Source organism: Agriterribacter sp. (assembly GCF_035445465.1).
Taxonomy (GTDB): Bacteria; Bacteroidota; Bacteroidia; order Chitinophagales; family Chitinophagaceae; genus Agriterribacter.
The window spans coordinates 41,987-68,332 of sequence record NZ_DAOMQT010000019.1; the positions used below are offsets into that span (position 1 = coordinate 41,987).

Consider the following 26,346-nt stretch of genomic DNA (forward strand, 5'->3'; position numbering starts at 1 on the left):
TTCTTCATTTGTTACATATCTTGTCGAAATTTGTGACCATTCTCCTCGCTCAAAAATCATTTCCAAACTCCTAATTCGTAATTATATTTACCAATCAGCATTTAAGTATTTATTTAACTGAGACTTTTGCCCACCGGTTGTTTTCAATACTTCTGCTTTCAACATTCCCTTTGCTTGTAATGGTGCAATGTTTTTACCCACACCATCATCCAGCTTAGGATCGTAGCCTTCTGCTATTAGTTGATCAATTTTTTGGGCGAAGGCATCTATTTCCTGCAACTGCAGGCGAATGGTTTCTTTTTCTGTTTGTGCCTGGCCGGTGGTGCTATCTGCAATTTGCTGTAAGCGATACTGCAGGCTTTCAGTTCGTTTGCTGAGATAGTTACTTTTTAATTTGTATAAACTATCCCTGTTCCATTTGTAAATAATGATGTATGTTTCAAAGCCCTGATATTCCCCACTGCTGAGATGCCAGATGAACGGCGTTTTGGGCAGGTACATAAACAGGTTGAGGTGATCACTGAAATTCTTGAAGAAATAATGTTCTACATACTCATTGACAGGGCGGCCTATCAAGGCGTCTAATTGCATGATTTGGGCAGAAGTAAAACCTTTACTAAAACAATACTCCTCAAAGCGATCCATTAACCGTGGTTCGCCAGGCAAACCAACCAAAGGCACTATACCATCTTCATCTGCTATGAGGATGGTACGGAAAGCATCTGCCAAAAACTCTAAAGCTATTTCAGCAACACGGGCTTGTGGCAATACCTTGCTTACTTTAAACCAATACCAGACATTGATGGGATTTACCTGATGACGAATGCAAAATTCTTCAAGGTCATTGTTGCTTTGATACAAGGACCTCAATTCAGATTTTATTGCCTCAACTTGTTGCGCATCAAATTCAATTGCTTCAAGGTTGGCTATATGCTTTTTTACAATTTCCTGTTCCAGGGCATGTTCCAATTGATAGGCTTTTCGGGCAACATTTAAAACAGGTAATTTACCAACTGGTTTGCCCATTTTTGTTTCCACTTGAAGCCTATCTTCTTCGCTTAAATCATATACTTTGAAAATAAGCTGATTGATGACTGCTTCATTCAACAACACCTGAGTTATTTGAGCATTCTCAAAATTGAAGTATCTTATTAAGCGGTCTTTAAGCGAAGAATCTGAATAAGCCAATATTGGAGTATTTGTAAAATCGGTTTCAATTACCCGAAAAGAGTTAAGCCCTTTTTTGATAAAAACGTTTTCGCCCGCCAATGCAGAAATATTCTCCTCTATAAGCCGGGGTGGCTTTACAATCGGTAATCTTTTTATATCACTTACCTGAATATTTACAGTAGGATTTAAGCAATTCAATACGTACTGCCCAAGGAATGAATTTAAGAAAGCCAATAAGTAATTTAGATTGTAATGAATATCAGAAAGAAAGATAGAAGGGCTTCCACTATCAAAAATTAATTTTGATGGCAAGTATCTAAAAGAGGGCCCTTTAGATCCAGATTTAGTGTATGTAATTCCTTCCTTAAAATATAAATCCTTGCTGGTCAAACTTGCACCATTTGCCAATTGGTTGTCTCCATTATCTAACCATGTTATTGCTAACCAAATATTGCCGTACCACTTGTTATACTTACCCCCCTTGGTATAGAATACATAATTTTCAATTGCAGATATTTCCTTACAAACTTCCCAGATGTGTCTTAGTATTTTTTCATTGTTATTTGATTTAAAACCTTCTGTAACACTTGCGATTACGTTTACCGTCTTCTCTTTAAACTTCTCCCGAAATCCATCACTTATCCAGTAAATAAAAGGCCAGCCTTCAATAATTTTTAATTTTTCTTGGGGGAGGGTGTACACCCTATTGTTGGTGCGTTTATGAATTACATCATCATAAGCTTGTTCTAATGAGCCTTGCTTGGTTTTCTCCTGTTGATTGGCCGTGATGTTAAAGTAGATGCCAGTCTCATCCTTTTTATTTTTACTCAATACATACCATGTGGCATCTAAAAGAATGCCTGGACCAAATAGATTTACCCGGTCAAGACCGTAATCCACCAGCAAGTCAATATGTGTATGTTCAATGAGATATTTCCTTACATCTTCAAATGTTTTAATAAACATGAACGTGTGCGGATGTATCAACGCTACATAACCTGTTTCGTCTGTCAGTTCGCAACAACGCTTAATAAACGCAGCATACAGGTTGGAGTTGAATTTATAGGGTTGCTTGTAATTGGCATCCACAAACTTTTTCAGTTCCGTGCCAAAGTCTGCACTATCTGTATAAGGTGGGTTGGCAACTGCCACATCGTATTTCTGTGTAAGTAATTGCAAAAAGGTAATGGCATCCCGGGTTTTTGTATTCAGGAAGGTTTGCCCTTGTTTAGCCGTGTTTTGGGCTACTGCTTTTTGGAGGTTGGTAAAAAAATTATCTCTGAAGTTTTCATAACTGGCTAATGTTTGAGCCGAGAATAATTGCATCTGCGTTCTTTCAAACTGCTGCACCAAACCATGCAACCGCAAACTGAATTTTTCTTCCAGGCGTATCAATGCACCAAACTTGTAGGCTTGCTGCAGATCTGCCCAGAGGTCGGTTACAATTTTTTCCAGTTCAGGGCTTAGCGGTTCTTCACTTTCAAACAAATGTTTTACGGTAACGTATTCCGGTAAATAAAAATCGGAGCTTACAATGTTGAAGTGTTCAATTTTTGCAGAACGTTTTTTGCGTTTCGCTTTAATGTACAAACCCAATTGAGCCAACTGGATAACCCTATCGTCCAGGTCAACCCCGTGCAGGTTGTGAGCAATGATTAATTCCGCAATTTTGCGGTCGTCATAATCTGCACCATAGTTGTCAATCTGGTCGGTATACAAATCGTAAAACAGATCGAAGCCATACAACAGAAAGTTTCCGCTACCTGTGGCAGGATCAATCATTCTGATTTCTGTTAATGACTTCGGTTCTCTTGTTCTTGTTTTGGGTGCATTGGCAATTTTATAGCGATTTTTTATATCGCTATCCGGATACATCTCGAGGTATAGCTTCCCTAAACTATTATCTACCAAAAATTTCACCACCCATCGGGGAGTATATACCTGGCTTTGTATGCTTACTTTGTTGAACTCTGTTTTATCGCCACTTTCTTTGTGAGCTGCTTTTTTGTAATTGTTGTAGCTTTCGTAGAGCCACCCCAGCACATCATCGCTTTGCCAAATATTTTCTTCGACCTGTGCATCTGTTTCCACCTGGTTAAAGGCATTCATAATGCCACTCAATTCAATGGCAGTTGGTAATAAATGATAAGGGTGCTGTGGGCTGAATAAAGGAATATCGCCTGCCAATGCAGCCAATTGATCTTCCATAAAACGAACCAGTCCTTCCATTTCCTTATTTCGCCCGTTAGGGTTTTGCTCCAGCCAATGTTTGTGAGCAAAAGAGCGATCACCATGCTGGCTCCTCCGGGTAACAATCTCGGGATGCAAGGTATGGGCTTCCATCACCTTTAAAGCAGCCAGGCGATTGAATAAAGTGAATGTTAACTCTTCCACAAGTTTCTCATATGCATTTTCCGCACTACCTGTTTCAGCAGTCCAAATCTCTGTTAGGGAATCAATCCTGATTCTATCGCCCAGGTATTCATTCGGCACTGAACTACGAATCAGCACACTTGTTTCCATAATACCCATCCTGCCCAGGCGATTGCGAAAGGCAGTATCGATCAGTTTTCGTATGTGTTCAACGTGGTCGGCTAATTTCATTTCCGTTCTATTAATTAATTTCTATTTCATCATTATCGGATGCCCCCGCCAGCTTTTGTAACTCCTGCTGTAACCATACTTTGTATTCGGTCACCTTAAGTTTCTTACCGGGTATGGTAGCTGAATAGGTTTTAATACCCGGGGTTACCGGCGTACCAGGCTTCGGCGTAGGCAGAGGCGTTCGCATTAAACCCGGCTTAATTATTTCTAACTCTGTTTTATAAGTGTTGAACAATTGAATGAAGGACAACATTTCCGAATACGTGAACCTCGTTTGCTTATCTTTTACATCATAATCGATATCTACAACGGTGGAAGTCCGGTATGTGGCATATTGCAGAATGTTGTTTGCTTTACTGTTTGCATCATTATTCAAATCTATTGGCAGACTGCTAATTTCTTTAATTAAGGACTCAGCATCTTTTTTCAATTGTGTATACTTGGCCGACATATCCGAGGCGGCCGACTGCATAAGTTGAAAATAAGCATCCTTTATTTTTTGAACCGTCTCTTGTAACGACCTAAAGTTCTTTACGACTTCCCCCTTGTAAAGGCTGTTGAATGTAGCTACCAGTTGTGATATGTTTACATCGGACTTTGCCGCTTTGTTTAATTCATCTGTAACACCATCAGCAAACGTTTTCCATAGCCTGAGCTTTTCAAGGTTATTTCGGATAAATTTCTCCGCTTTATCAATCTCATTAATCGCATCGGCATAGACAACTGTTTGAGAGAGGTAGTTTTCAGCTTTATCGATATAATTCGCTTCACTCACTGCCCCAGTAAAGGAGCCTAATCTGTCTTTGCATAATTCCAAATTGCCGAACAAAGTTTCAAAATCTTTATTCTGGCGCTTCATGTCGTCCACCTTGTCGCAGAAACGTTTGGCTAATTCACGAACCGCATTGACCAGGTCAAAATCATTCGTGTTCCAATCTATCTTTTTGCCAATATGGGTTTCGCAATCCAACTCCTGCAAACCAGTTACGATACTATTCTTTTGGGTAGTATTTAAAGATTTGGCTATAGCCTTGAATGATGCCTTACGGAACTCACGGGCTGCACTAAAAATATTAGATACACCATCGTCCTTCCAGGAAAATTTCTCCAACCCATTGTACTTAGCCATTATTTTGCCGCCTCTCATTAAAGCGGCAACGGTGGCAATGACGGTACCAAAGCCAAAGCCTGTAGGCGGTTGCTCTAAATCTTTTTCGAGTGTGTGGCCATCCACAAACGTATTCCTAATCTTATATAAGATGTGCTCAGCGGGTTTTAATGATTCTCCAATAAAATTTCCATGAACATCATAAAACTGAAAATCAGCACCCTGGCTCGTAAAATATGTATGTAGCCTTTGATTGTTACCTTCTTTAATGATTCTGTCTGCAATTGCATCCGAAAGTTGTGTAGAAAGCCTTTGACTGTAAACATTATGAATTACCTGGCGCTGTAGGCCATTCAGCGTAGCTTGCCAATTATTCCTATCTAACTGCGCAGTGTTGTACAGGTATATAATGTCACCATGTAGCAGTGATTGTTCTACCAATTCTTTCAACCTGTTTTCTTTAGCAGAACGTTCAGCTTGAAATGCCCGTACAATTGGGCCTTCATCTGAATTAGGGTTGGTATATTTTTCTTCGAGGTACTTGATACGTTCTATTTCATCCAATAACTTATCAATCTCTTTGAATTGGCTGTTATCCGGTGTAAGCCAGATTACGTCTTTATCGTTTTGAAACTGTGTTTTAATCTGCTCGATATCTGCGTTCCGATCATCGCCAAAACTGTAAAGGCTTTTCACTTTCAGCTTGAGTTGTTTGAGAGCCGGATTTGTCAGCTCGTCATCATTGTCAGACGTGATGTAGAAGTCATAAGGTGTATTGTTATCATTGATTTTAGCCAGGGCCTTAATGCTTGCTGAATTTTTAAATGCTGTAATGATTTGCTGCTTTTTCTTAAAAGTCTGAACCGGATACTGATTCATTTCATCCAACAGCCTCTGTTCAATATCAGAAGTAATACGATAAGTACCATTAGATAATAAAAGGATTTTGTGCTCTACTAAAGCATTAAGTGCCTCGGTAATTAGGGTTTGGCTGGCATGGTAATCTTCCGGCAACTTGATATACGACTTTACAATATTGCTCAATGATGTAGGAGCAATTTCCGCTTCCGTTAAGAAATGAATAGTTTCCAGTAAATGACGGCCTGGCAAGTCAATATGTTCATTTCTCAGGATAGTATCCGCATTTGCATACCTGTTTACCAAACGAACCGGAGGCTGTGGCTGTGCCTCTTTTGCTATCTGCCAGCCCGTTGCAACATTGTATAATTTTTCGTTTTGGATTTCATATTTGAGAATATCATAAGTAGTAATAATCATACCTCTTGCAGCCACTTTAGTGGAAGCATACCCCTGGCGGCCAAAAAGAAAGTTTTGGAGCAACCCAAATTGATTTTGATAGAATGGGTAATAGGTTACAAAGGAATCTACGTTTTCAGTTTTCCCAGCACCGGTCAAACCACTATGATCAGCTATTTTTCCTGAATGACTTTGATAGTGGTCTTTCAACTTCTTAACCGCATCATTCTTCTTCTTCAGCAAACGACTACGGATAATTACATCCACCTCTGTAGCTTCAAGATGAATCTTGGTTTTGAAGCGGTCGGTCACCTTGGTCAGTTGAGCCTTGCTAACATTTGAGTTATTGATTACATCATCCAATTTTTCCTGAGCGATAGCTATGGTCCAAACCTTTCCTCCCAACGATGAGAGTGATTCACTCAAGCCCTCCAGATCAAGTAGCGTAAATTTTTTCTGATTAATTGCTTCACTTGCTTCATCAAAAAGAAAAACAACTTTCTCATCGTTTACTGCCTTAAAATAGTTATTTAGTTCATCCTTTAATTTAGATGCACTAAACTCATCGATTTCTCTCCGGATGGTGGTAAGAATATTTTGATAATCAGGTTCTGCATTACCCAAAGCAATGTATATCTCTTTAATTTTTCCGATATAAAGTGTACGGTTGCTTTTTATTTGGTTCCACGACTTACCCAGTTTGTCTTGTACAAAATCATTTATATCTCTGTAGGCCGCATCGCACATCAATGAGAATAATAAAAATCCATGTTCATTTTCTGGTACTTCGAGCGATTTTAGAAAGTTTCTAAACAAAGAATAGGCGAATCCTTTGGATGTATCTTGCTTGGCAATATCCATAAAAACCACACGAGCATTAATGCTATTCAGTTTGGCTATTGAGTTTTTAACCAGTGCTTCATCGTCTATTCCCGTAAATCTTTGGAGGATTCTGTCTCTGGCCGGCGTACCGTTGATTAGTCTATTGCTCATCATGTAGCCCAGTAGCTTTCCGAAATATGATTTGCCTGAACCATAGAAACCAGAAAGCCACACACCGGTTTCGATAATGTTTGATGTAAAAATGGAAACGAAGTCCGAATACTCTTTTGCAAGGCCATCTGTTATAATATAACTTTCAATTTCAGATTGAATAGCAGCTTCTGAAATATCTTCCAGGTCAATTACATTCTTAATATCCTCGCTAAGGTCTATAGTTAAAATATCTTTTATAAGCATGTTAGTTTTTTCTTTTTATTGAACAATCATGCAACGGTATTTTGATGCAGGATATTTGCCAAGAAACATGATCCGGTCAGGTTCAATGGTTGCCGGATATAATATAATCACGGGCAATGTCGCTTTCATAACAACATCGTTTTCCATAATGTGGATGTTGTGAATACCTGTTCCATACAGGGCGCCGGTGTTAATTAACACTGGCACTTTGCCATCTGACAATACCCTGGTTATTTGCTCTATGATTTCTTTAAATAAGTCTTTTGATTCCTCGCCGGCCGGTGCTTTAAATATTTCATGGGTTGCAGATTGTAACAAATTATACAATTCAATCAACTCCGCTTTGTGAGCTGATATAAAATTCATCAAACACTTATTCAGATCGATGATTGAGTAATTATCTTCTGGCAGCAATTTTTCTAAATGGGTGATGTATTCGAGTTCTTTTATCGGGTCGCAAACGATGAGAACAGAATTTCCCCCGTTGGCACTTAGCCTGATTTCCGAACGTCTGTCTGATTCAACAAGGCGTTTGACTTCATGAATAATATGTGCTGGGTTATTTAATGGCATCGTATATTATTTCGTATGGAACTGTTGTTTCAATTTTCAGCTTATCACCCGTATAAAGCAACTGAAAATATTTTGAAAATTTCTTTTGCATCGACCGTTCAAGAAATACATTTCTTTCGCAGAAAGAGTATTTCAACCAGCTGCTTTCTAAAATATTTGGGGTTGCCTCTATTGCTTTAAGCCAATAAATAAAAAGAACAAATGCCTTGTCGTTCAAATAAGGATGAACAATTACTTTTTTTAAAGACCCTTCCATTAAAGTAAGTTTCTTGAGGAAGGTCAGATACTTGCGCCCGACGGTTTCTATAGTATCTATTGTCCAGCCCTTTATTTGCAATTCCGTTTCTCTAAGTTCTTTAATACAGGCAATTACATCCTCTTTTTTTAAAGTCAACTTGCCCGAATAAAAAGCCGGAAAATATACGTGTTCGTTTAAATAACGCAATAACTCATTATTAGCAGAAGCGTTCCAAAAGAGCATGACTAACCCGTTAGAAGATAATCCCTCTATCGACAAAATGGATTTTATTAATAATTCTGCGTTCTTGTCTGAATGTTTTAAAAATGTCCTAACTATCGCGTTCTCAAACCGTTTAACGGATTTATCCGTCTTGATAGAAGTATACGTATAGTGAGGTTTATATTCAAATTTTGACGACTCCCTATTTAAATAGTGCAGTATCAAATCAAAATCTGGGAGCCCTCCTAAAATATTAATATCAGAATTTATTTCCACAATAATTCCTTGTCTTTTATAAGTTTACCCAAAGCCTCTTCAAAATAAGCTTCGTTAGCAAACTCGTCATTCATTTTTTGACTTAAGTATCGAATCTGTAGTTCTTTAAAATCAAGCCCAAACAATTCTGCAATAACCGGTATCATCTTCGCATTTGCAGGTCGTTCACCTTTTTCGATTTTACTAAGTGTAGAGGTATCAATATCTAATATAGCAGCAACTTTCCGCAAGGGCATTTTGTTTTGTTGGCGCTGGGTATTGATTAAAGCCCCAAATTCACGACTCCAGGTGTTTGGCATTTTATTTTGGACTTAAGTGTCAAATCTATGAAAAAGCAATGCAGTTTCAGCAGCATAGACGAAAAATTTATGGGCAATAAGACCAGAGGCGTTGAAGAAAGCCACCCTGCAACGGGTGGTTTACTTCGCTGAAGACGCCTCCGTTACATGTTTGATTTAGCAATTTGCCATTCTCCATTCCTGTGGCGTGGAGCCGAACTCCTGTTTAAATACTCTGGCAAAATAACCCGGGTCGTTGTAGCCGCAATCCAGTGCAACCGAGGCAATGCTGCTGGCGGGGTGCTGCAACAGTTCCTTGGCTTTTTTAAGCCGCAGCATCCGTATAAATTTGTTGGGAGAATAACCCGTAAGCGCGTCTAATTTACGATGCAGTTGCGAATGACTCATGAACACCAGCCTGCACAATTGCTCCACGGTAAAATCTGTATCGCTCAAATGCTGTTCCACTACTTCCCTCAGCTTTATGATAAAAGCATCTTCAGGTTTTTCCTTTATCTTTTCCGGAACAATATCCGACGGCACGGGTTGCGAACCGTTGGTGATGATGCCGGCTTTTTTAAGATAATACTGCTGTAATTTTTTGCGCATCTCCATTAGCTTCTCTATCCTTACCAGCAGCTCTTCTTTATTGAAGGGTTTTTCCAGGTACACATCAGCGCCTTTTTGCAAGCCTTCTATCTTACTGCGCATATCTGCTTTGGCAGTAAGCATAATAATGGGAATATGACTGGTATATTCATTGTCGCGCAATTGGGCCACCAGTTCAAAGCCATCCACAAATGGCATCATCACATCGGTAATGATCAGGTCGGGGATCATATCCGTGGCTATTTCAAATCCTTCCCTTCCGTCTTTACCAACAGCCAGCCGGTAACCGGGCAGGCAGGATGCCGTATACGCCACTACATCGGCGTTGTCTTCTACCAGCAATATTAAAGGCGCAGTGGTAGTTTGTTGGCCATTGTTTACCCGCTGTGTGCTGATAGTGGCCGGGGGTGGCGGAGTAATGGAAGCCTTTTTCAAACGATCTTCTGTGTTTTCATCAATGGCGGCTACCTTTTTTAAAGGCAGCGATACCGTAAACTCGCTGCCACGTGTTATACCGGCAGGCGGGCTTTTAACCCCGATCTCACCTTTCATTAATTTCACCAGCTCTTTGGTTAATGCAAGACCAATGCCGGTGCCTTCTGTTTTGCGGGTGTGACTGTTGTCTAACTGATAAAAGCGATCGAAAACATGCTGCAACTGGTCTTCGGGTATGCCTATACCGGTATCTTTTACTTTAATGATCAATGTAGCGCGATCACCCTCATCGGGCGACACATTTTCGATTACGGTGATGTAGATATTTCCCTTTTCGGGCGTGAACTTGATGGCGTTGGATAGCAGGTTGGAAATGATCTGCCTGATCTTTTCCCGGTCGTATTCCATGTACAGGGTATCTACATCAGTGAGAAAATGCAGTTGCTTTTGCTGACTGTTTGCCAGGGAGTGAAAAGATTCAACAACATAACGGAGAAAGGGTATCACATCGCCCCGCGTTAACTGCAGTTGCATATTGCCGGATTCGAGCTTGGAAAGATCCAGCATCTCGTTTACCAGGTTCAGCAAACTGCGTCCGTTGCGCACGATCATATCCATACGGCTGTCAAACTGTTCGCCCGGCTGATCAATTACCTGCTGCGCCATACCTAGTATAACCGTAAGGGGTGTACGAAATTCATGCGTAATATTGGTATATAATTGTGTTTTAATGGTATCCAGTTCTTTTACTCTTTTGGCTTCCAACTGTTCATAGTTCAATTGTGATTCAAGCCTGGCCTTATTTACATTAAACTTAAGATATGCTCTTATGGCCAATGCGATCAGTACACCGTATATAATATATGCCCACCAACTGAGCCACCAGGGCGGCAGTATTATGATCTCCAGCTCATGCATATGGTTGCTCCAGATGCCCTGGCTGTTGCTGCCCTGTACTTTGAAGGTATATTTTCCTGCAGGCAGGTGCAGGTAGGTAGCACCCCTGCGATTGCCGCTTTCTACCCAGCCTTTATCAATACCCGCCAACTGATAGCGGTATTTGTTTTGCTCCGGGGCCGTAAAGTCTAAGGAAGAAAATTCAAGCGTTAAAATATCCTGCTGGTAATTAAGGGTAATGGCTTTCGTTTGTTCAATATTTTGCTGCAGCACGTCCGTTTTATCACCCGGTAAAACAACGGTATTGTTCACCAGTAAATTGGTGATATACACATTGGGTGAAAACACGCCGGAAAGTATTTGTTCCGGATCAAAAATATTTAAACCATTCACACCGCCAAATGCCATTTTACCATTGGGCAGCTTTGCAAAAGCCGCCGTATTGAATTCATTGCCCTGTAGTCCGTAGGCTTTGGTAAAATTCCTGAAAGTCCAGCCGGTGCTGTCGTGCGTTGGATTGGCCAGCAAACAGAACAGGCCATTATTGGTGCTGCCCCAGATGTTTTTAGCATCATCGGGCAAAATGCCATACACCACGTCATCGGGCAAACCCTGTTTTGAAGTAAGATGAAAAAAATCACCTGTTGTCTTGTTCATCCGGTTCAATCCGCCCCCCTTGGTGCATATCCATAAATATTTATCCGGCGCTGCCGGATCATCCATAAAACAGGATACATGATTATAACTTAGCGAATTGCGTGTTTCAGCCTTATTGTAAAACCATTTTACATCGGGTACCGTATGCCGGCTGTCGAAAACGAGCTTTGCAAAACCTTCCTGCGTACCCACCCAGTATACGCCCTGCCCGTCTTGGTACAATGCCGTACAAACAGAGTTGGTATTGAGCGGCCTGGTATTGTTTACATTAATGCTGAAACTGTCTATCCTGCCACTCTCCTCATGTATTCTCCTGAACTTCCCGCCCCGCACAGGGAACCAGATGTATCCTTTGCTGTCTTCTATCAGCGGTTGCTTATCACCACTGGCTTCACTCAAAACCAAAGGATACTGTGTTAATTTACCGGAAACGGGGTTGTAATCGTAGTAGTTTTTATAGCCCTCTGTTTCCGATTTAAACCAAAACCTGCCGGTTTTACTGATCATAAAATTGTCAATCAGGGCAAGCTGGGGGAATTTTTTGAACGGATCCTTTTCTATTGATTGCCCGTTTATCTTTCTCCAGGCATACCCGTAATCCACAACATATATGTTATTTGCCCTGTCGGGTATGATCCCTCTTACGCTGAATGCCGGCAACAGGTGCTCATTGAATGTACTGCCGTCGGTACTGTATTTGCGCAGGCCATAGCCCACCGAGCCCGACCATACCATGCCCGAACGATCCGTGATAAAAGGAAACATTGCCATTACATTTCCGGGAAGTTGCAAGTCTCCTGTCAGGGGCTTTCCGGTTGCCCTGCTGGTTACATCATAACTGGACAACTCCCTGTAATAGTTCCTCCACAAAAAAGCCCGTGGCTTTAATAAAATATTGCCGGCAGGTATTTTTGCCGTATCAAAAATCGGGTAGGTTGCCCTGCCATCCCATAAAAAATAATTACCGCTCAGCAGCACGTCTCCACCTCCCGTAACAAAGCCATCATTGAGCAGGTGGCCTTTGTTCAATGCAATGAGATTGTTTTTAGCAGTGTCGAAGCGGTACACCGATCCGTCGAAACCGCCGATCCACATGTTACCGCCGGGATCTTTTCCCATAGCATATACATTATCGTTGTTGTGGGGAAGTTCGAATCTTGTTATAAGTGGTGCTGATGGTTTTTCAAAAAAATCGGCCGGCAATTCGATCATGTTGAAACCGGCGCCATAGGCAGAAACCAACATCTTGCCGTTCGCCAGTTCAGCTATACATCTTATGGCATCTCCTGAAAGGCTGGTGGCATCGGCAGCTTTGTGCTGAATGCGGTAAAAACTACCGCTTTTCTTATCGTATACATTGATTCCGGCATCTTCTGTACCCACCCAGATCCGTCCTTTTGAATCCTCAAAAATTTTCTGGATGGTATTGCTGCTTAAACTATGCGGATTGTAAGGATCGTTGGAAAAAACTTTAAAACTGTAGCCGTCATACCGGTTCAAACCATTTTTTGTAGCTACCCAAATAAATCCTTCTTTATCCTGTAAAAGATCGAAGATCATCCCCTGCGAAAGGCCCTGGGCAGTGGAAATGGTTTCATAGCCGGAACCTGTTTGAGCCGGAACGCGGTTCCAGTAAAAGGAAACAAAAAGCAATAGAATGAATGAAGTTTTACGAAACGGGATGGGCATCCCTATAAAGATAACTTTCCCTGCAGATATTTACCATACGGTAAAGGGTACTTTTTTGATCACGCGCCGTAAAAAAGACGAATTTTTACTGATGCTGCACAATTTGTCCTGCCGGAAGCTGAGCATATCCCCTGAAATGATGAAAACTTACTCACCACCCGCCCAAATACGCCGGAACTTTACCGCACCAATATTTACGGAACGCCTGCCGCTCACCCCAGATCACTCATAGCAATTTTACACTTAAACCATCACACTCGGGAGCTGCCCGCATTTAGATTAACCCATATCAGCACCTCTAACACAGTTTATCCAAAACATGTATTTATATCAATAAACTTCAAACCCAGGTACAATGAAAAAAGCATTATTCCTTTTCGCCCTCACCTTTACGGGCACTATCGCCGTTTTTGCACAGAAAAAAGCCAACGGAACGGTGTACATAGAACATCCGGCTATAAATGTCGTGGACGAGTTTATAAAAGCCACTGTGAGCGGTGATGAGGCCAGGATCAACAGCTTTTTAACAGACGATTTCAGATCCTTTAATGGTGTATCCAATGCATATGGTGATAGCGGAGCCACAAAAAAAGCATTTGTTGCCAATGCGCTCCGTTACCATAATGAGTTCGATTACTTTTCCATAGAACCCTACCCGGGCTCTTATCCTGATGCGGTTGAATACAAGAAGGATAACAAAAATGACGAGGTTTGGGTACAAACCTGGGATTTACTCAAAGGCATGCATAAAGCTACCGGTGTAAAATTAGACGCCGCAGCGCATCGTTTGTATAAGCTCACGAAAGAGAACAAAATCAAAGCGATCATCAATTACAGCAACGGAAGCATATTGGATGAGATCGGCGTTAGCTTTTCAAACAGAACCAATGGAAAGATCTACAACCATCACGAAAATATCAATACCGTACGCAAATCTATGTATGCTTACGAAAAAGGCGATTTTGATAAAGCCCTCAGTTTCTTTAGCGATGATGCCAGGTTTTACGATATCAATGACGAGTATAGAAAATACCTGAATAAGACAGAAGCAAAAGCAGACTGGCAAAAATTCTCCAATGATTTTGATATAAAGTTTATTGAAATGATCGGGTACCCCGATTACCTGGAATATGAAATGGACAATGGCCGTGAAGTATTGTCGTGGTGGAAGCTGCACCTGGTACGCAAGTCAGATAAAAAAGCCATCATTCTTCCCATGCACATCAGCGACGGCTTTGATGAAAACGGCAAAATTATTTCCGAAATCGTATACTACAGTCAGAGCCTGCTGGCTAAATAATCTTAACTGATCCCGGCAATATGGAGCAGCAAATGAAACACTGCTAAACAGGCCCTGAAATGCAACAACACTATACAAAACCGGTTTACATGTTTTTTCTCATAATGCCCATGGGGCTCAGCCAGGGTTTTGTAACGGTAGCGTTGCCTTTTCTGCTTACAAAGAATGGCTTTCCGGTGGCGCTCACCGCAGGCATTGTTGCCATAGGACTTTCGGCTAACTTATGGCGTTTTGTTTGGGGACCTATTGTAGATCTATCACTCAGTTTACACAAATGGTATTGGCTAAGTTTGTTAGCGTGTATTGCTTCATTATTGTTGCTTTGCTTTATTCCGTTTACCGTAAAAGGCGCCGCCTTACTTTCAATAATTGTATTTGTATCTCAGGTAGCAGCTACCATTACCTTATTGCCCATTAATGGCTTCATGGCCAAACGAGTCAGGGAAAATAAAAAAGGAGCGGCTTCCGGTTGGTACCAGGCAGGGAATCTTGCCGGAACTGGTTTGGGAGGCGGGGCCGGTTTGTGGCTTGCCGCACATTATAATATCACTTTGGCAGGTATTGTTTTGGGCGTTGCATCCATATTATTTGCCCTGACCATACTTTACATTAAAGATATTCCCTATCGGAAAGACAAAACCATAATGCATGAAATAAAGGGAATGGGTAAAGATATTCTAGCCATGATAAAACTGCCCGCGGCATTATTTGTTATGATCCTTATCGTTATGCCGATTGGTACGGGCGCTATGGCTAATTTATGGTCGGCAGTGGCAAAAGACTGGAAAACAGATGCAGATACTGTTGTGCTTGTTACGGGTTTATTATGTGGTGGTGTAAGTGCAGTGGGTTGTATAGCAGGAGGTTTTATTGCAGACCGCTGGGGTGTTTGGAATGCCTATTTAGGGAGTGGCGCTGTTTGCGCATTCGTTACTGTTTTAATAGCGGTATTGCCCTACCATCCTGCAACTTATGCTTCCGGTGTACTCATTTATGGATTTTGTACCGGATTAATGTATGCGGCCTATACTGCCCTGATCTTTTTTGTGATTGGCAAAAAGCATACGGCTACAAAATATTCTTTGATGTCGTCTCTGGGCAATTTACCGGTAGTATATATGACTACTTTCAATGGGTGGACACATGATAAATTTGGTAGCGGCTATATGCTTACTGCAGAAGCTACAGCGGGGATAATATTTGTAATTATTTTTCTCGTTGTGCTAAAACAGATGAGGCAGAAAGATATGATTCCGGCTATTGTTGAATAACAGGCTATTCAAACACTTTCTAAAGCTCCCTTTATTTTTTACCCTTAATAATGACAGACATCGCTACAACAGAGCATCTGAAACGGGAAATCGGCGTTCGCTCATTAGCATTGGCGGGTGTAAATATGGTGGTGGGTACCGGTATTTTTGTATTGCCCGCCCTTGTTGCCGAAGGGCTGGGATCTGCAGCAATACTGGCTTATATAGTGTGCGGGGCATTGATATTTTTACTGGCGCTTTGTTTTGCGGAAGCTGGCAGCAACACAAACAAAAGCGGCGGTGTGTATACTTATATTGAAACGGCTTTTGGCCCCTGGGCCGGTTTTTTGGCGGGCAATATATACCTGCTGGGCGGATGCATGGCCTCCGATGCAGCCCTTGCCAATGCCCTGGCAGATACCCTTCAACATTTTTTCCCGGCACTGGGTATAGATATGTACAGAATGACTTTTCTGTTGCTGCTGTTTGGCGGACTTGCATGGCTCAATATCAGCAGTGTGAAAAACGGGGTGGGCTTTGTTGTATTTGCAAGCATTGGAAAACTCATTGCGCTGGTACTTTTGATCATAGTAGCCATCCCGTATGTAGAAGCAGAAAACCTGAAATGGGTTTCCGAACCCACCGTTAGCAATATAGGCGCAGCATCCCTTTTATTGTTTTTTGCATTCCTGGGGTTAGAAGTGCCGTTGAGCAACGGCGGCGAAATAAAAAACCCGTCCCGTACCGTGCCATTGGGTATTTTCCTGGCCGTGTTTATTGTATTGCTGCTGTATATCTCTATTCAATGGGTTACACAGGGAACATTGGGCGATCAGTTATCTGCACACAAAGATACCCCGCTGGCTGCCGTAGCAGCTATTGCCCTTGGTAAGCCGGGGATGGCTTTCATTATTGCAGTTACCATATTATCCATTTTGGGTTCTTTAAGCGGCGAGATATTATCCCAGCCAAGGATCTTATTTGCCGCAGCAAGAGACGGACTGCTGCCCAAACGGTTAGCAAGGGTGCATCCACGCTTCGCTACGCCGCATGTAGCCATCAGGGTATATGTAGTCATTGGTTTTATCATGGCTGTATCGGGCGGATTTAAACAACTGGCCATCATTGCCAGCGCTTCCTCCCTGCTGCTGTATTTGGGTGTGGTACTCTCCACTATTAAACTGAGAAGAATGAAAGCGCACAACACCGAAAAAGGTTTTCGGGTACCCGGCGGCGTGATGATTCCTTTAATAGCAGCCGCGGCCATCATCTGGCTGCTTTCTCATTTAACCAAAGCGGAGCTTACCGGTATTGGCATTTTTATACTGGCTTTTTCGGTAATATATTTTATAATGAAACAACTAAAAAAGAAAAAAGGATGTTAATATGCTTCAACAGCAGGTTATTTCCGCTAACCCCATAACCGGCTGCTTAATTTTGTTTTCTCATGTTTGCGCCCAAAGCGCAATTGGCTTCCTTTCCAGGAGGCCTTTTTTGTGCGCAGGGGTTGTGGTGGTGCTTGTGAGAGGATATATGTGTAATGGCGTCACCACCCCGTACAACTGAGTCATCCTGGCGGGTAACCGGAGTGAGGGGTAAACCGTTAAGCCTTGAGTGTGCGATAAATTCAAAATCATCTATACAGGTTTACAAATGTCCGGGGATTTCTCACTGAGTTGCCAATGCCATGTTTTTCCGCTATTGGGCTCGTTAAAGGCCACATTAGTCGGATATTATGTGCATTAATGCATGATTGATATAGTACATTTCTTTTCCAATTTTTAATGAATTTAAAATGCCGCCTTTAGCCAGTTTCTGTAAATAGGTTGACGCTGTTTGCCGGTGACCGATATTATTTTGTTCCAGGGTTTTGATTTTTACATATGGATGGCAGAAAAGTAAATCAACCAGGTCTCTACTGTAAGAAGCTTTTAATATTTCTTTTGCCTTAATGATGGTTTCTTCTTTCAGTTGTTGGATTTCTTTAATTTTTTTAAGGCTTAATGCTGCTGTTTCAGCAATAGCCTTTAGCATATATAAAATCCATTCGTTCCAGGTTTCTTTTTCTGTTACCTCACGCAGTAAGCGATAATATTCATTCTTATGCTGAATGATAAATGAACTTAAATACAACACCGGCAGCGGTAATAAATCCAGGTGAACCAGGTACAATACATTCATAATTCTACCTGTTCTTCCATTACCATCTGCAAAGGGGTGTATGGCTTCGAACTGGTAATGCATTAATGCCAGTTTTATAAGCGGGTCAATGCCATCGGTTTCATTATGAATAAATTTTTCCAGCGCCGTTAATTTTTCCCTCAGCAATGCTTCCCCTTCTGGCGGGGTATAAATAATTTCTTTGGTTATTGGATTAGCTAAACGGGTGCCGATGCTCTGCCTGATGCCTGCAGTGGTGTTTTTTAATTTTTGCATGATGCTTACCAGGGTGTTTGTGGTAAGTCCCCGTTTTTTTAACAGGTTTAATCCTGCATACAGTGCTTCCTTATACATCAATACTTCTTTAGTAGAAGAATTAATATGTGCGCCATCTTCCGGCGACATCACGGCACGGTATAATTCATCTTGGGTAGTTACAATATTTTCGATAGCCGAGCTGTCTTTACTCTCTTGCAGGATGATGGTATTGATCAGGATCCGGGGATTGGGCAGGGTTTGGCAATAACCTTTCAATTCAGCCAATAACCTGCTGGCTTTTATGGACGATTTGAGCAAAATGGGTGAATCCAAATCTATATCTGGCGGTAAATCAGCAAGTTGGTTATATGGGTTTGATCTATCGTTCATGTTGAGCTATTCGACATATTGCTTTTATGTGTCGAAAATAATTATTATTTTCGACACACCTGGTAATTATTAACTTATTTTTTATGTTGAAGAAAACGACATGATGCTCTTTGGTGTCGAAAAAAGCAAAATAGTTCGACAGGAAGCCCGATTTTGCGGAATTATACCCATAGCTAAAAAGCTCCTGTTCAAATAGTTCGGTTGTTTTTGCTGTTTGTATTACACAATTCCTAAAATGTCATCCGGCGCATTGGCGACTCTCCTTTCTGCTGCAGGCACAGTAGCGCTTGATCAGGTATAGCCAGACCTGCTGCTGTATTATTACTTTTCTCAAATTGTTAAACAAATAAAGCAAATGCACAGGTAGCTAAATGTGCTGCACGGCTATAAACCGGCACCGGCGGGTTGTCTATTTTTTCTTCATTTTACAGCAGTTATATGTCAGTTTAACATTACTTAATATCATAAAGTAAATAGATTTTTTGCGTTTGATACCTTAAAATGGCACTTTTAGCATAAAAGCACTTTATTGAAAGATCATAAAAGCATACGGTTGGTGAATGGGTGGAAGGCTTATTGTCAAAAGGAAAAATCTCGTTTATTAATGTAACTACATGAGAACTTATAAACCCACAAAAAAAAGCTCTACCATTCTCTTTAATCAAGATAAGCATCATTCGAAATTATGCAGATGTTTCCTGGTGATGGTACGTGACACGTACCAAGGCGGTCGCCCCGGCACGTGTCTCCACGTGCCGGAAAGGTGGTAGCGCCTGATCAGGCATCGCAAGACCTGCTGCCGTGTTATTATTTTTCTCAAATTGCTAAACGAATAACGCCAAAGCACAGGCCGGCTAAATACACATACCACGGATGAGGATAGCCTTGGTGACATTCTTTTGTTTCTTCTCTGTAATACCTCACAGAATACAAATGATTGCGGGGGAAAGGATCAATGAAATAATTATATTTATACAAACTTAACCTCATGGGCATCTGGAATATTCTGGGCGTTATCGCTATTATAGCTCTGTTGTTGCATTTCTTTAAGGGAAGGGCCGGTTGTTACCTTGTACATCCCTTTCTCTATCTTCCATAAAGTGGTTTGGCTAATATTGGCCCGTTTGCAAACCTGTTCGGTGGTTAATTTTCTTTGCTACCGGGCCAGCTTTATGTTTCCTCCAAAGTCAATCAAAATCTTCTCTAATTTAGGAGTAAGCGTTATTGTTCTGTTTTCCATAACGTTCGTTACAATTAGTTTTGTTTGTAAGTAAAGAAGATGGTACAAAACATCGAAATATTCAAATCACTTTTTAAAGGCCGCGATAATGTCTTTGCGATTCGCTGGGAACGGGATGGCAAAAGCGGTTATATGCCTGCCTATATCCTGGACTGGGATCAATTTAAACTACACAAGGCAAAAGGCGGAACCTTAAAGGATTTTAAAGATAAAGCGTATGCGCCGCTTACGGATCAAAGAATATTGAACCACCTGGTAGGTAAGGAAATAGTGGGAATTTATCCTTTATTGCAGGACAATACGTCGTGGTTTATAGCGGCTGATTTTGACCAGTCCACTGCCAAAACCAAAAGCTGGATAGGCGAGTGCCGAACCTTCATACTGGAATGTAAAAAACATAACCTGCCTGTTTACCTGGAACGTTCGAGATCGGGCGCGGGCGGACATGTTTGGATGTTTTTTGAGGAACCCTATCCGGCATTTAAAATCAGGCAGCTATTTATTCATCTTCTCAAATCTTCGGGTATCATATCGGAAGTTGATAAAAATTCAAATTTTGACAGGCTATTTCCAAACCAGGATGCGCATGCCGGTAAAGGCTTAGGCAACCTTATTGCTTTACCTTTACAAAGGAAGGCAATGGAGAACGGTAATGCCTGTTTTATTCATCCGGAAAATTTAGAATCCTTTCCTGATCAATGGATGTTTTTAGAAGCCATTCAAAAGGTAAAAACCAAAATGCTGAATGAATTGTATGAGACTATTATTGTTAATAAACTTACCAGTCCAACTACTGGAGCAGTTACTACAAATGCTTTGAATGGTGAATTTCCAATCACCCTCAGTAACCAGGTCGTTTTGCCACGCCATGGTTTAAATCCGCTATTGTCAAAATACCTAAAAGATAATCTCGACTTTATGAACGTTGATTACCTTATAAAAAAACGGTCGGGGCGAAGTACTTATGGTACGCAAATGTATTTTGAAACAGTGGAGAAAAAAGAGAATACCATTGTTATGCCAAGAGGTATTATTGGCAGGCTACTCAGGTATTGCAACGAACAAAAAATACCCTACAAATTTGAAGATAAAAGAGTAAAACTTGAGCCGGTTAAGTTTACCTCTTCCATTTCATTGTATAATTATCAACAAGAGGCTGTTGAAGCCGCAAATAAAAAGGATTTTGGCGTTATCGTTGCACCTCCCGGCGCAGGAAAAACGGTAATGGGGTTAGAAATTGTTGCACGAAAGCAGCAACCTGCTTTAATCATTGTTCACAGAAGGCAATTGTTTGATCAGTGGGTAGATAGGATTCAGTCATTTCTTGGTATTCCGAAATTCCGGATAGGAAGAATTGAAGGCGGCAAGTATGAAATAGGCCAGGAGATTACCGTAGCGATGATACAAAGTCTGCAAACTCCAGGTCCGTCAGACAAAAACAAATTATACCATGCTTTTGGAACCATCATAGTAGATGAATGTCATCATATTCCGGCCAAAACATTCCGGGAAGTGATACAGCATTTTCATTCGTACTACCTCTATGGGTTTACGGCAACTCCGGTAAGAAAAAACAAGGATGAGAAGCTGATATTTATACATATTGGCGATATTATTCATGAAGTGACCATTCCTATAACCGCCAACCAGAATAAACAATTATCGGTAACCATTCAAAACACAGAACTGTTTACACCATTTAATGCTTCAACGGATAAGATTGAAACACTTATCAATATTCTTATTCATGATACTGCAAGAAATGAAATGATCGTGGAGAATATAAAAAGGGAGGCAAAGGCAGGCAGAAAGATACTGGTATTAACAGAACGCAAAGCCCACGTTGATATATTGCAACAATATTTGAAAGGCATTTGCGAAACAATTACGTTAACAGGAGAAGATAACGAGCAATCTCAGAAAGCAAAACTACAGCTAATTCACAGTGGCGATTTCCAGGTATTGATCGCCACCGGTCAGTTTATTGGGGAAGGAACAGATATCGGCGTTTTAGATTGCCTTACTTTGGCTTATCCATTTTCTTTTGAAGGTAAACTGATTCAATATATCGGGCGGGTTCAGAGAAGCCCGGTTGCCCCTGTTATATATGATTACAGGGATTACAGGATTGGATACTTCAACAATCTGTTTAAACAACGCAATAAATATTACCGGAAGTTGATGAAATCGGGACAACTGGCAAATCCGGATGAAATATTATTGGTTTTTCAAGGCCCTGAATTTTATATCAACACCGCCGGTATTTTATTGCCTGTTGATTGTATTGATTTGCCACTACCTGTTGAAACATTTAAAGATGGCGTGGCCTGGAAATTACGCGTCATCAGTTATAATGAAGAAGAGGGGGAGCTTTTTTCAGAAATTATTGATTATGATTTTCAGATAAGCAAGGTAACGGACGCCAGGCAAGGTTCATTTTATTTTTATGGAATTGAAAGAATAAAGTTCAGAAGCCTGGATACAAGTAGTTTCCTCAGATCCGTTATACTAAAACATCAGCCTGTTATTGGAACTAAAAGAATAGAGTATGACAGAAAAGAGCAGACTCCTACAGAATACGTTATTTTGAAAACAATGAAAGTACTTTTTGGAAAAATTAATTTCTTATTTGGAAGTGTTTCATTTCCCATCTTTATTGAGGAAGTCAATCAGGAAATCATATTTGAAATTGCTAATCCGGATATAAGGCCGGAGTTTGCAGCCGTACGTGACTATTTCATAAAAGCGTTGAAGAAGAAATTATTCTCCGTAAATATTACTGTAAACTATACCGCCAGCCAGATATTATCAGCAACGGCCATTTCAGAGGATATTGATAGCATAAACAATCAAATGATTGATAGTGTTCGGTTTGAGTTTGTAAAGCGGGAGATATTTAAAGGTAAAGGCCGGACTGCGGATGATCAATCTATCCATACTATGGATGATTTGTTGAGCTCATATGACGAAGGGAAGAAATTATTTTCATCTGAAGCTGCCCTGGTTGATGACATTTTAAGCATTAAGAACTCAAAGCATTATTTGCAGCTAAAATATCTTTCATCTAAGCATGAAGCATCTGTTTTGAAACTGAGGTTTGTCTTGCAGCCATTTTCATTTTTATTCTTACTGGCTGGTGAAAAGAAATATCACATTATATGGGAAACGTTGGATAGTGAAGAAGCCACCTATATATGGCATACGGATAAAACAAGGGAATCTCTACGAATTGCCCTTGAAGAGATTGAAGCAATCCTGAGGGATATAAAACAAAATGGCAGGCAAACTTTTTTGGAGAAGGAGAGTAGTAATTTTAGCAGGGTCGTTCATGATTATGTGGATGCGAAGAAAGGATTTGTCACCTGGAAGGGAGTGTTGGAGGAAAAATTGGTATAAAAGTAATACTAATCTTCCTCATTTCTTACATACCCAGTTGGTTAAAAATTGTTTATTTTCCCTGAGTAGGAAACCCCTTCGGCTCCGTCAGAATAGTTGCAGATCGGGATCTAAGTTTTGAGCCAGTCCTCTATCTATCCATGCTTTATTATAATCGAATGAAAAAATCTCCGTCCCCTGGTATGCGCAACCGATAGCATTCCCATCAGGGCGGGGCCTTCTAATCCTATCCAGTCTGCGTAAACTAAAATATCCATAGGTATTTATTTTTTCCTGGGACCTCTTTTTTTAATCCAGACCGGCATCCTGCAATCTCCGGCCGAGTTCATCATCGGTAGCCACCTGCAGCAGGTCTTTTTTCAAGGCCAAGGATAAATAACACTTGCGCATAGGCACCGATGGTTACGTTGTACATCCCTTTCTCTATCTGCCATAAAGTAGTTCAGCTAATATTGGCCCGTTCGCAAACCTGTCCGGTGGTTAATTTTCTTCGTAACCGGGCCAGCTTTATGTTTCCTCCCAGTTCAACCAGGATCTTCTCTAATTTAGACGTGAGGGTTATTGTTCTGTTTACCATAACGTTTGCTATAATAAACAATTATAGGGGAAAATGTTTCCTATAGCAAACATGGGCGCATTTTTCGCAGGTGGGTGGTGACACCCACCTGTAGAACCCGCTACCGGTCGGTGTCTCACCGACCGGAAAGTTGTACATGGAGCGAAAAATTGAAATACGCCCGCAAACATTAGAAACAAATTTATTGCGAAATAGTCCGGTTTTATCATTTTTATTGCAAGGGTATAAGCGTTGATGCGTTTAAGTCTGTGCGCATGAGTTATACCTTTGTTGTTTATTTTCAAGATTGTATTTTTACTTCCATTATGAAACATTTTATTTGCCTGCTGCTTTCAGCCCTCTGCTTTCATGCTGTACTGCCGGCACAGGTGGTGCTGGTTAAAAACGGGAAACCTTCAGGCAGGATCGTCCTCACATCCGGCGACAGCGTTGATACAGAAGCGGCACGCCTGCTGCAGGACTTTGCAGAAAGAATTACCGGGGCAAAACTGTTGATCCAAAAAACAGATCAAATCAAAAAGAATGATATTGTTATAAGCAATGACGGATATAATAAGAATGTGCAGAAAGATAAGCTTTCGGAAGATGGATTTCGGGTAGTGCACAATAATCATACACTACAGGTGGTTACAGGCGGCGGAAAAGGATCAATATATGCCATAGTGAGTTTGCTTGAACGATACTGCGGAGTTTCCTACTGGGGAGAAAATGAATATAGTTTAACCCAAACTTCCACGCTGCAAATTCCTGTAGTTGATTTCACGGAAATACCATCATTCCGTTACAGGCAAAGCCAGAACTATGCAATGGCAACAGACTCTGTATATCGCAACTGGATGCGGTTAAAAACACCCGGAGAATTATTTGCAGGTAACCTGTGGGTGCATACTTTCGATTTCCTTTTGCCATCGGCTGTATATGGCGATGCACATCCCGAATACTATTCTTATTTTAATGGCAGGCGTCATCCCGGCAAAGCCAGCCAATGGTGTCTGTCTAATCCGGAAGTGCTGGAAATTGTAACCCTAAGACTCGATTCTGTATTTAAAGCCCATCCTGATAAACACATTATTTCTGTAAGCCAAAATGACGGGAATTATACTTTTTGCCAGTGTGAAAAATGTAAAGCAGTTGATGACTATGAAGGCGCTCATTCGGGCAGCCTTATACATTTTATGAACAAGCTGGCCGAACGCTTTCCGGATAAAGAAATTTCAACGCTGGCCTACTTATATTCCATGAAGCCTCCCCGCCATGTAAAACCTGCCAAAAATGTAAATATAATGTTGTGCAGCATTGATTGCGACAGGGAAGTTACATTAAAGGAAAATGCATCAGGAAGAGCATTTGCGGAAGCCCTGGAAGGCTGGAGCGCCATAACAGAAAACATATTTGTGTGGGACTATGGCATCAACTTCGACAATTATCTTGTACCCTTCCCCAACTTCCACGTACTGGGGGAAAATATGCGGCTGTTTCACAAGAACAATACCTCCATGCATTTTTCTCAAATAGCAAGCAGCCGCGGTGGCGACTTTGCCGAATTAAGAACCTGGCTGGTATCTAAACTAATGTGGAATGTAAACCGGAATGAAGATTCTCTTATACAAATTTTTCTGAACGGATATTATGGCAACGCTGCACCTTATTTATACCAATATATTAAACTGATGGAAGGCGCCCTGCTGGGCAGTGGCAAACGGTTATGGATATACGATTCTCCGGTATCGCATAAAGCGGGTATGCTAAAGCCATCCCTCATGCGCAGGTACAATGCCCTGTTTAACCAGGCGGAAGCTGCCGTTGCGGCAGATCCGGTTTTGCTGAAAAGAGTATGGCGCACCCGTTTGCCGCTGCAATATTCCGGGCTGGATATTGCCCGTACGGAAAAAGACATGCGGGTGGATGATATCAACCGCAAGCTGGATCTCTTTGAAGAAAGGGTGAAATTGTTTTCTGTTCCTACGCTCAATGAAAGGAGAAATAGCCCTCTTGATTATTGTGCATTGTACAGAACAAGGTATATGCCATCGGGCAAACAAACTATACCGGTAGCCAATATCACTTTTTCAGTGGCCCCCAGTGAAAAATATGCTACGATGGGCGGTGAACTTACAGATGGATTGTATGGAGGCATGACATTTGCCGAGGGATGGGTTGGCTGGCTGGGTACAGATGCAGGATTGATACTCGATTTAGGCAGTGAAAAGGAATTTACCGGCATTCATGCAGATTTTTTACACCAGTTAGGTGCGTGGATCTTAGTACCGTCTAATGTTACTTATTCCATTTCATCTGATGGTAATGATTATAAAACACTGCAGTCCATTGATCATCCTGAAGACAGGAACCCCCAGGTAAAGTTTATTGACCTCAGCTATACGGGCAATAAACCCATTAAAGCACGCTACATTAAAGTAGATATAACAGGCATAAAAACCTGCCCGCACTGGCATTACGGCGTAGGGCATCCCTGCTGGTTTTTTATAGATGAAATATGGATTCAAAAATGAGGATCTGCAT

Annotated in this window: 14 protein-coding genes; 5 read left to right on the forward strand and 9 right to left on the reverse strand. The window is 41.2% G+C overall.

The window, feature by feature from the left end; genetic code table 11:
* Positions 1–87 precede the first annotated feature (87 nt).
* The 6 genes from pglX to PLE34_RS11500 form a co-directional block, all read right to left on the reverse strand.
* Positions 88–3,774: a BREX-1 system adenine-specific DNA-methyltransferase PglX gene (gene pglX, locus PLE34_RS11475; protein WP_324557014.1), complete on the reverse strand. Its 3,687-nt coding sequence runs from the start codon at positions 3,772–3,774 to the stop codon at positions 88–90.
* A gap of 10 nt (positions 3,775–3,784) precedes the next feature.
* Positions 3,785–7,378: a BREX system P-loop protein BrxC gene (brxC, locus tag PLE34_RS11480; RefSeq protein ID WP_324557016.1), complete on the reverse strand. Its 3,594-nt coding sequence runs from the start codon at positions 7,376–7,378 to the stop codon at positions 3,785–3,787.
* 15 nt (positions 7,379–7,393) lie between these two features.
* Positions 7,394–7,951 carry a hypothetical protein gene (locus PLE34_RS11485; RefSeq protein WP_324557019.1) on the reverse strand — a complete coding sequence of 186 codons (558 nt, stop codon included), beginning with the start codon at positions 7,949–7,951 and terminating at the stop codon, positions 7,394–7,396.
* Positions 7,938–8,687 carry a BrxA family protein gene (locus tag PLE34_RS11490; RefSeq protein WP_324557021.1) on the reverse strand — a complete coding sequence of 250 codons (750 nt, stop codon included), beginning with the start codon at positions 8,685–8,687 and terminating at the stop codon, positions 7,938–7,940. The genes PLE34_RS11485 and PLE34_RS11490 overlap by 14 nt, the downstream gene beginning before the upstream one ends.
* Positions 8,678–8,986, reverse strand: a complete 309-nt coding sequence (locus tag PLE34_RS11495; protein WP_324557023.1) for a helix-turn-helix domain-containing protein — start codon at positions 8,984–8,986, stop codon at positions 8,678–8,680. The genes PLE34_RS11490 and PLE34_RS11495 overlap by 10 nt, the downstream gene beginning before the upstream one ends.
* A 156-nt stretch (positions 8,987–9,142) precedes the next feature.
* Positions 9,143–13,252: a hybrid sensor histidine kinase/response regulator transcription factor gene (locus PLE34_RS11500; RefSeq protein ID WP_324557025.1), complete on the reverse strand. Its 4,110-nt coding sequence runs from the start codon at positions 13,250–13,252 to the stop codon at positions 9,143–9,145.
* A gap of 355 nt (positions 13,253–13,607) precedes the next feature.
* Here PLE34_RS11500 and PLE34_RS11505 point away from each other — a divergent pair, with 355 nt between their 5' ends.
* From PLE34_RS11505 to PLE34_RS11515, 3 genes are all read left to right on the forward strand, one after another.
* Positions 13,608–14,552, forward strand: a complete 945-nt coding sequence (locus PLE34_RS11505; protein WP_324557027.1) for a nuclear transport factor 2 family protein — start codon at positions 13,608–13,610, stop codon at positions 14,550–14,552.
* Positions 14,553–14,641: 89 nt separating this feature from the next.
* Positions 14,642–15,823, forward strand: coding sequence for an MFS transporter (locus PLE34_RS11510; protein ID WP_324557029.1), 1,182 nt, complete (start codon positions 14,642–14,644; stop codon positions 15,821–15,823).
* 50 nt (positions 15,824–15,873) lie between these two features.
* The gene (locus PLE34_RS11515) at positions 15,874–17,187 is read left to right on the forward strand and encodes an APC family permease (RefSeq protein ID WP_324557032.1); all 1,314 of its coding nucleotides are present in this window, start codon (positions 15,874–15,876) and stop codon (positions 17,185–17,187) included.
* A gap of 337 nt (positions 17,188–17,524) precedes the next feature.
* On the opposite strand, the gene PLE34_RS11520 is transcribed toward PLE34_RS11515, so the two are convergent.
* Positions 17,525–18,610, reverse strand: coding sequence for a Fic family protein (locus PLE34_RS11520; protein ID WP_324557034.1), 1,086 nt, complete (start codon positions 18,608–18,610; stop codon positions 17,525–17,527).
* 1,279 nt (positions 18,611–19,889) lie between these two features.
* On the opposite strand from PLE34_RS11520, the gene PLE34_RS11525 reads away from it, so the two are divergent.
* Complete coding sequence (locus PLE34_RS11525; RefSeq protein ID WP_324557036.1) at positions 19,890–23,246, forward strand: TOTE conflict system archaeo-eukaryotic primase domain-containing protein; 3,357 nt, start codon at positions 19,890–19,892, stop codon at positions 23,244–23,246.
* 134 nt (positions 23,247–23,380) lie between these two features.
* On the opposite strand, the gene PLE34_RS11530 is transcribed toward PLE34_RS11525, so the two are convergent.
* A complete protein-coding gene (locus PLE34_RS11530) occupies positions 23,381–23,503 on the reverse strand; it encodes a hypothetical protein (RefSeq protein WP_324557038.1) in 123 nt (40 codons plus the stop codon).
* A 185-nt stretch (positions 23,504–23,688) separates the two neighbouring features.
* Positions 23,689–23,823 carry a hypothetical protein gene (locus tag PLE34_RS11535; RefSeq protein WP_324557040.1) on the reverse strand — a complete coding sequence of 45 codons (135 nt, stop codon included), beginning with the start codon at positions 23,821–23,823 and terminating at the stop codon, positions 23,689–23,691.
* Between the two features lie 305 nt (positions 23,824–24,128).
* Here PLE34_RS11535 and PLE34_RS11540 point away from each other — a divergent pair, with 305 nt between their 5' ends.
* Positions 24,129–26,336, forward strand: coding sequence for a glycoside hydrolase family 20 protein (locus PLE34_RS11540; RefSeq protein WP_324557042.1), 2,208 nt, complete (start codon positions 24,129–24,131; stop codon positions 26,334–26,336).
* The last annotated feature ends 10 nt before the right edge of the window (positions 26,337–26,346 follow it).